General features: G+C 58.2%; 2 protein-coding genes. One reads left to right on the top strand and one right to left on the bottom strand.

Features of this window, described 5'->3' with window-relative positions:
* Positions 1–134 precede the first annotated feature (134 nt).
* On the top strand, positions 135–995 hold the full coding sequence (locus tag CKO40_RS23665) for a reverse transcriptase domain-containing protein (protein WP_338074261.1): 861 nt from the start codon (positions 135–137) through the stop codon (positions 993–995).
* Between the two features lie 95 nt (positions 996–1,090).
* Here CKO40_RS23665 and CKO40_RS25565 read toward each other — a convergent pair whose 3' ends face one another.
* Positions 1,091–1,486 (bottom strand): GNAT family N-acetyltransferase, encoded by a 396-nt coding sequence (locus tag CKO40_RS25565; RefSeq protein WP_420827411.1) that lies wholly within the window; start codon positions 1,484–1,486, stop codon positions 1,091–1,093.
* Between the last annotated feature and the right edge of the window lie 214 nt (positions 1,487–1,700).

Raw genomic sequence — 1,700 nt, 5'->3', positions numbered from 1 at the left:
GCACCATCCATGGCGCGCGCCCTTCGGGTCCGCCTGCGGCGGCTCAAAATCGCTCCCGGCGATTTGGTCGACCAGGGCGCTCCGCCCACGGAGCATTGAGGCGGGTACAAGCCCACATCGGTGACGGCTAGCGCATCGCGGTTGATCTGGACTTGGCGACGTTCTTCGACAACGTCCAGCACGACGTCCTGATGGCCCGCGTGGGCCGGAAGGTGCGCGACAAGCGGCTGTTGGCACTGATCGGTGCGTACCTGCGGGCGGGCGTCTTGGTTGGGGGAACCTTTGAAGCAACGGAGGTGGGCACGCCACAGGGTGGGCCGCTGTCGCCGTTGCTGGCCAATATCCTCTTGGATGACTTGGACAAGGCGTTGGAGAGTCGGGGACACCGGTTCGTCCGTTACGCGGACGACCTGCTGATCCTCGTGCGTAGCCACCGCGCCGGGGAGCGGGTCATGGCGAGCGTGTCTCGCTATCTGACCGCAACGCTCAAGCTGGTGGTCAACGCGCACAAGAGCCGTGTGGTCAAGACCGACGACTGCGAATTCCTGGGATTCACCTTCCGGGGCAAGAAGCGGCGTTGGTCCGAACGCGCCCACCAAGACTTCCGCCACCGGCGGCACTTGCTGACCGGACGGAGTTGGGGCGTGTCGATGGCGTACCGGCTCAAGACACTCTCCGACTACGTCCGTGGTTGGATGGGCGACTTCGGCATCTCGGACGATTACCGGCCGATTCCCGAGCTGGACCACTGGCTGCGGCGGCGCATCCGCCTGTGCGACTGGAAACAGTGGCGCGGCGTGCGTAATCGCATTCGCCATCTGCTGGCTCTGGGAACACGGGCACGGACCGCGATTTGGACGGGCATGAGCTCCAAGAGCGACTGGCATCTGTCCCGCTCGCTGGGCACACAAACCGGGATGACCAATGACTGGCTGAAACGCCAGGGCTTGATTAGCATTCGCGATCAGTGGATGAAAGCGCATGGCGATGCCTAAAGCGTCGTGTGCTCCCTTCTCGTGAACCGCTTGAGTCGCGGACCCGCATGCTAGGTGGTGTGGGGAGGGCGGGTTAAACACCCGTCCTTACCCGATTATGTTTCTAATTGGAGTGCCATTTCGTCGGTGTTCGTGAATCCTAGAGACTCATAAATTGGCCGTGCGGCCTCCGATGCAAACAGGCGCACCATTCTAATATTTCTTAATTTCAGCCAGTTCAGGGCATGAATGCTGAGCGTAGTAGCAATACCAATGCCCCGGTATCTATCCTCTGTATATACATCTCCCAGGAAACCATACCGAGGCGGCTCGAAATATCTAAATGGGAGATCATTTTTTACAAATGCCCCTACAGAGGCCACAAGAGTTTGCCCATCTCGGGCTACAAAATGACAAGCCAGGTTCTTTTCATACAGGCTGAGATAATCTTTCAGCACAATCGATTCAGCATCTGATGTTAGGAGATCTCCATGACCAGCCTCATAGAACATTTCAATCTTCATATCTACGATTCGAGGTAAATCCGCAACTGACGCGGCGCCGTATTTCAAATTACTCATCATGCACTTTCTCGAACATAACGTTAAGCTAAGCCGCCCCTGGCAGGGCAAAAAAAACAGCTCCGAGCTTTTGGCCGGCCGCTCCTGGGTCAATGGGGACGGTTTGAGCGCCTTGTTGAACAGGAGCGGGGACGTTAGCGGGCGC

Origin of the sequence: Halochromatium glycolicum (assembly GCF_016584085.1) — a bacterium.
In the GTDB taxonomy this organism is placed as follows: Bacteria; Pseudomonadota; Gammaproteobacteria; order Chromatiales; family Chromatiaceae; genus Lamprobacter; species Lamprobacter glycolicus.
Note: the sequence above shows the minus strand (reverse complement) of the source record. Positions and strands in the feature narration are given on the sequence as shown.

Bases quoted from the DNA above. Each gene is read 5' to 3' on its own strand.
- CKO40_RS25565 (WP_420827411.1), bottom strand. From the start codon at position 1,486: ATGTTCTATGAGGCTGGTCATGGAGATCTCCTAACATCAGATGCTGAA.